Genomic DNA, 5464 nt, shown 5'->3' with positions numbered 1-5464 from the left:
TTGGTGGAAATCGACGGAGAAAAAGAAGTGGTTGGGCCAACGGATTTTATCCATCTTCCCGCGGGCACACGGCATAAGGTTGTGCCTCTGGAAGGGCAACCCCTCAAGCTCTTGATCGTTTACGCCCCACCTCTATCCCCTTCCCACAATCTTTAGCTTGACATGAAAAACGATTGGCCTTATGGATATATTCCTTACGAATTCATCATTAACGATCTGGAGTTGATATGGACGACAAAGATTATATTAAATCCCTGGAAAAGGCGGTGAATCTGATCTGTTTCCTGTCCCAGCATGGCTCCCCCCTCAAACTGGAAGACCTGGTGAAGATCTCCGGGGTGAAAAAAACCTCCTGTTTTCGCATCCTCCAGACGCTGACCAAGGTGGGTTTTGTTGCTAAAGATCAGGAGACCAGCGGTTATTGTATCGGACCCAAGATGATTTCCATCGGTTTATCGGCCTCAAAAAATAGCAGCATCCGCGAATTGGCTCTGCCCTTTATGAAAGAGCTTCGGGAGAAGACCGGGATAACGGTCAACCTGGCCATCCTCAGTGGACCGGAGGTTGTTTTTGTGGAACGCCTTCCCTCTGCCCACATCATGGAAGCCAACCTGCAGGTCGGCTCCCGTCTTTCGGTCCATTATTCCTCCATGGGAAAGGTTATGTTAGCCTATCTCCCGGAAGCCCAATTGGAAAATATCCTGGAACAAATCCACTTCGAAAAGAAGACGGGAAAGACCATTGCATCGATCCGGACGCTCGAGGAAGAATTAAGAGGCATTCGCCAAAGAGGATTCGCCGTGAACGATGAAGAGTTGGAGGCCGGGCTTTTTGCCATTGCCGCCCCATTGCGCAATCAAGCCGGAGTGGCCGTTGCGGCCATGAATATCTCCTTCCCGCTCATACGCCATTCCAGGCAGGAGGCCTTAAAAACTTTTTGTCCCTTGCTCCTGGAAGCTTGCAGAAATATTTCATCCCTCCTCGGTTTTGCCGGGTGAAAGAATAAAAAATGAATCTCCCAAGTTCCGTTTCCATTGTCGAAGTCGGCCCCCGGGACGGTCTCCAGAATGAGGCCGAATTCGTCCCCACGGACCAGAAAATCGCCTTGATCGAATGTCTTTCAGAAACCGGTCTCAAAAGAATCGAGATCACTTCCTTTGTCCACCCCAAGGCCATTCCGCAGCTCCAGGATTCAGAAGAGGTGGTGAAACGAATTCCAAAGAAACCGGGAATCATTTACGCCACCTTGGTCCCCAATGAAAAAGGGCTGGAAAGGGCTTTGACCGCCGGGGTCGAGGAGATCGGTTTATTTGTCTCTGCTTCGGAGGCGCACAATCAGAAAAATGTCCGCATGTCCATTGCCGATTCCCTGAAGGGATTCCGAAATATTGCCGAAAAGGCCCTGGCCAGCAAGATCCGGATGAGGGGATACATTGTCACGGCCTTTGGTTGTCCCTATGAAGGCAAGGTCGGTCCGGAAAAGGTTGAATTTATCATCGAGGAATACCAGGCCCTGGGAGTACACGAAATCGCCCTGGGAGATACCACCGGAATGGCCAATCCCCTGATGGTCAGTCGTCTGCTTGAACAGATCACACCCCGCTTCGGCCAAACAGCACTATCCCTGCACTTTCATGATACTCGGGGACTGGCCCTGGCCAATATCCTGGCCGCACTGCAACAGGGGGTCCTTATATTTGACGGCTCCATCGGGGGTTTGGGCGGCTGTCCCTATGCCCCGGGGGCCTCCGGTAATGTGGCCACGGAAGACCTGGTCAATATGTTGGAGGAAATGGGGATTGACACGGGAATTAATCTCGAAAAGTTGATAGGCTGTGCTGGATTTGCAAGAGAAATCATTAAGAAAGAACTTCCAGGCCGCCTCATACGGGCCGGTAAAGTTTGTTGGCAAAGTGCCAACATCAAAAAGGGTTTGACTTGAGTTTATCTACGGATTTTCCCGTTGTGACCGTCGAAGGCGATGCGGAAGCCTGTGGTTTTGAATATGGAATACAGTGCCGTGAACTTATTCATCTCGCCCTTAATACCTATAGGAAAGCTTTCCAGGAGGATCTCAAAATCGGATGGGAGGAGGCCTTATCCATGGGTCGAAAATTCCTTCCGGCGATTGAGGCCTATGACCTCCCTTCGTTGATTGAAATGCGCGGGGTGGCTCTGGGTGCGGGGTGTCGTTTCGAGGAGATACTCGTCCTGCATATAAAGACCGAACTGAAATTAACCGCCTCTTTGGGAGGATTTGAGGGCTGCACTACTTTGGCGGCCATGCCCGAAGCGACGCTTCAACGGACAACCCTGGTCGGTAAGAACTGGGATTGGACCGCATCAGCTCAAAAATTGGGGGTAATTCTCAGAAAAAAGCGGACCGATGGCCCGGCCACGGTCTCCCTGACTGAGGCCGGTCTCTTAGGGCGCGACGGATTTAATTCGGCCGGGATTGCCATTGTGGCCAATGCGCTGGCTTCGGATAACTGGCATATCGGCGTACCGCTGCATGTCCTCATCCACAAGGCACTGCGAGCCTCAAAGTTGAACGACGTTATGACCGCTGTGCTTGCCGCAGATCGGGCTTCATCAAATAATTATATGATCGTTCACCATGAAGGGGAAGCGGTCTGCCTTGAAGCCGCCCCTTTCGATTACAATGTAATTTGGGAAGAAGGAGGGGTTCTGGCCCATTCCAACCATTTTACTCTCCAAAATCCTAAAATTAAAGACCAGTTGCCGGCGATCTTCCCCAACACGCTGACGCGCTATCATCGTGCCCGTAAGTTAATCACGAGGGACCGGGGGAATATAACGGTCGATACCCTGAAGCGAATCCTGACCGATCACTTCGATCATCCTTATTCAATCTGCTGGCACTCCGACCCGCGAATCAATTCGTTGAACCAAGTCCAGACCAATGCCTCTATGATTTTTGAATTCAGTGAACGAAGGATGCACGTAGCCATGGGCCCTCCATGTCAAAATCCTTATAACACCATCGATTGTCGCGATATCATGTGAAACAGGTATAATCTGCCCCAGACCGTCTTCGGCGATTGACGATGCTGTTATGAAAAAATTTGTATCAGTTTAGATTTTTGAAAAACTGATTTCACCGCTGGCTAGGCGTCAAAAATTCTTGATCAAGACTTCCCGGGGACGGCCGCCTTCACTTGAGCTGACGATCCCTTCCCGCTCCATTATTTCCACTAATCGGGCGGCCCGGTTATAACCGATACGCAGTTTGCGCTGGATCATGGAGATGGAGACCTGGCGGGTTTCTTTGACGATCTGGACCGCGGCCTCATATTTTTCGTCCTGATCTTCATCCGCTTCGGCCGGTTCCGATTCCTCCATGACCAAAAGGGATTCATCGTAGACGGCCTCCTTCTGGTTTTTTAAGAAATCGGTCAACCGCTTGATTTCCGCTTCGGAAACAAAGGCCCCATGGATGCGCTGCAACTTGGAGACCCCAGGTGGGAGGAAGAGCATATCCCCTGCTCCCAGGAGGGCCTCGGCCCCGTTGGCATCGAGGATGGTCCGGGAGTCGGTTTTGGAGGAGACCTGAAAAGATATGCGGGCCGGGAAATTGGCTTTGATAATGCCTGTCAGTATATCCACCGAAGGGCGCTGGGTGGCCAGGAGCAGATGAATCCCGGCGGCCCGGGCCATCTGGGCCAGGCGGGTCAGGTACTCTTCGACATCCCTTGAGGATACCAGCATCAGATCGGCCAACTCATCAATGACAATGACCACATAGGGCAGCCATTCTTCGGGATATTTCCCCGGGGTTCCTTTTTTTTCCTTGAGCAGCCTTTGGTTATAGGTGTCGAGATTCCGGGCCCCTTTGTCGGCCATCTTCTGGTAGCGGTCCTCCATCTCCCGGATGGCCCAGCGCAGGACCCGGGTGGCCATTTTGGGTTCGGTAACCACTTCATGGAGGAGGTGGGGGATCCCCTCATAGGGCAACAGTTCAATCCGTTTAGGGTCGATAAAGAAAAAACGGACCTCCTCGGGTCTGGCCTTGAAAAGGATGCTGCTGATCAGGGCGTTCAGACAGACACTTTTACCCGTGCCGGTGGCCCCGGCAATCAACAGATGGGGCATTTTGGCCAGGTTGGTGACCACCGGAAAGCCCAGGATATCCTTGCCCAGGGCCAGGGTCAATTTGGATTTGGAACCTGAAAAATCCTGAGAGGCCAGGATGTCTTTCAGCCCCACGGTCTCCCTTTGGCTGTTGGGGATTTCTATGCCGATGACCGATTTGCCCGGGAGAGGGGCGACAATACGGATGCTGACGGCCCGCATGGCCATGGCCAGATCATCGGAAAGGCCGGTGATCCGGCTGATCTTGACTCCGGGGGCCGGTTCAAATTCGTACATGGTGACCACCGGCCCGGGGGAAACCTCGGTGACCTGGCCATCGACTCCGAAATCCTTTAATTTTTTCTCCAGGAGTCGGGAGTTCATGATCAGGCTCTGCTGTTGGATCTCCTGATCTTTTTTTTCATAGGTATCCAACAGGGAAAGGGGGGGCAGTTCGAAGTCCCCTGGGTCCTTCATGAAGACAAATTGTTCCTGTTGCGGTTGGGGACGGGGTGGCGGCGCCGCCGGTTTAACGGCCGGGCTTTGGATAATCATAGGTGGCCGGGATTCTTTTTCTTTCTGGATCTCCATTTCCACCCGCAGGGACCTGGCCTTTCGCTTTCTTTCCCGGTTTTTTTGGAACCCGTCGCGCAGGTGGCTCCCCTGGCTGAAAAGCCAGATCTGGACCCGTTCTCCCAACCGGGCCAGGGAAACCCGGGTAATGAGGATAAAGCCGGTCAGCAATAAGACGATTAAAAAGATATGGGTCCCCGGTGGATTTAATAATAATTCGAGGCGATGAAAGATCAGGTAACCGAGGACCCCTCCCCAGGGAAAATTCCAGCCGAAGAATTGAAAATTTTCGTCCCCCGAGGAAAGCAGACCGGAGAAGCAAAAAATTACCAGTAGATATCCGGTAGCATACCAGGAAGGAGAGGGATGGGCTTCCTTGCGGAAGGCAAAGAGGGCCAATTGAAAAAAGATGAAAGAAAGCCAGAAGGAGGCCAGACCCAGCCACTCAAACAGGAAGGTGGAAAGATAGGATCCGAACTTGCCCACCCAATTTTTTATGGGCCAGTTGGCCATGGGTGGAGAGCTGAAAGAAGGATCGGCCGGGTGATGGGAAAGAAGGGCCAATAGCAGCAAAATTCCAACGGCCCCCAGGGCCAGTCCAAGGATTTCATAGGTGATCGATCGTTGTGGTGTGTCTTCTTTGGGCATGGGTCAGTTTAAACAAAGATATTCAAAGTTACATCGGTATAATCAAGGGCAATATCACCGGTCTTCGTTCCAGGGAGCGGTCAAAGAGCCTTTTTAAGGTCTTACGAATCTCTTCCTGGATGTCAGGCCAGTTTTTTATACCCTCTTTTTG

6 protein-coding genes are annotated in these 5464 nt (G+C 52.1%); 4 read left to right on the top strand and 2 right to left on the bottom strand.

Features of this window, described 5'->3' with window-relative positions:
• The first annotated feature begins 27 nt into the window (after positions 1-27).
• From HY879_16845 to HY879_16830, 4 genes are all read left to right on the top strand, one after another.
• Entirely contained in the window at positions 28-156 is a 129-nt protein-coding gene (locus tag HY879_16845; GenBank protein ID MBI5605008.1) for a hypothetical protein, read from the top strand.
• Positions 157-227: 71 nt separating this feature from the next.
• Positions 228-998 carry an IclR family transcriptional regulator gene (locus tag HY879_16840; GenBank protein ID MBI5605007.1) on the top strand — a complete coding sequence of 257 codons (771 nt, stop codon included), beginning with the start codon at positions 228-230 and terminating at the stop codon, positions 996-998.
• An 11-nt stretch (positions 999-1009) separates the two neighbouring features.
• On the top strand, positions 1010-1942 hold the full coding sequence (locus tag HY879_16835) for a hydroxymethylglutaryl-CoA lyase (protein ID MBI5605006.1): 933 nt from the start codon (positions 1010-1012) through the stop codon (positions 1940-1942).
• A 161-nt stretch (positions 1943-2103) separates the two neighbouring features.
• Complete coding sequence (locus tag HY879_16830) at positions 2104-3027, top strand: hypothetical protein (protein MBI5605005.1); 924 nt, start codon at positions 2104-2106, stop codon at positions 3025-3027.
• A 108-nt stretch (positions 3028-3135) separates the two neighbouring features.
• Here the strand turns inward: HY879_16830 and HY879_16825 are convergent, their stop codons facing one another.
• The gene (locus HY879_16825; GenBank protein MBI5605004.1) at positions 3136-5313 is read right to left on the bottom strand and encodes a DNA translocase FtsK; all 2178 of its coding nucleotides are present in this window, start codon (positions 5311-5313) and stop codon (positions 3136-3138) included.
• Positions 5314-5341: 28 nt separating this feature from the next.
• The coding region (locus tag HY879_16820) for a hypothetical protein (protein MBI5605003.1) at positions 5342-5464 on the bottom strand (123 nt) is incomplete at its 5' end.

This window comes from Deltaproteobacteria bacterium (assembly GCA_016219225.1).
Classification (GTDB): domain Bacteria; phylum Desulfobacterota; class RBG-13-43-22; order RBG-13-43-22; family RBG-13-43-22; genus RBG-13-43-22.
This window is presented reverse-complemented; position numbering and strand designations above follow the sequence as displayed.

Bases quoted from the DNA above. Each gene is read 5' to 3' on its own strand.
- HY879_16840 (MBI5605007.1), top strand. From the start codon at position 228: ATGGACGACAAAGATTATATTAAATCCCTGGAAAAGGCGGTGAATCTG.
- HY879_16835 (MBI5605006.1), top strand. From the start codon at position 1,010: ATGAATCTCCCAAGTTCCGTTTCCATTGTCGAAGTCGGCCCCCGGGAC.
- HY879_16830 (MBI5605005.1), top strand. From the start codon at position 2,104: ATGGGTCGAAAATTCCTTCCGGCGATTGAGGCCTATGACCTCCCTTCG.
- HY879_16825 (MBI5605004.1), bottom strand. From the start codon at position 5,313: ATGCCCAAAGAAGACACACCACAACGATCGATCACCTATGAAATCCTT.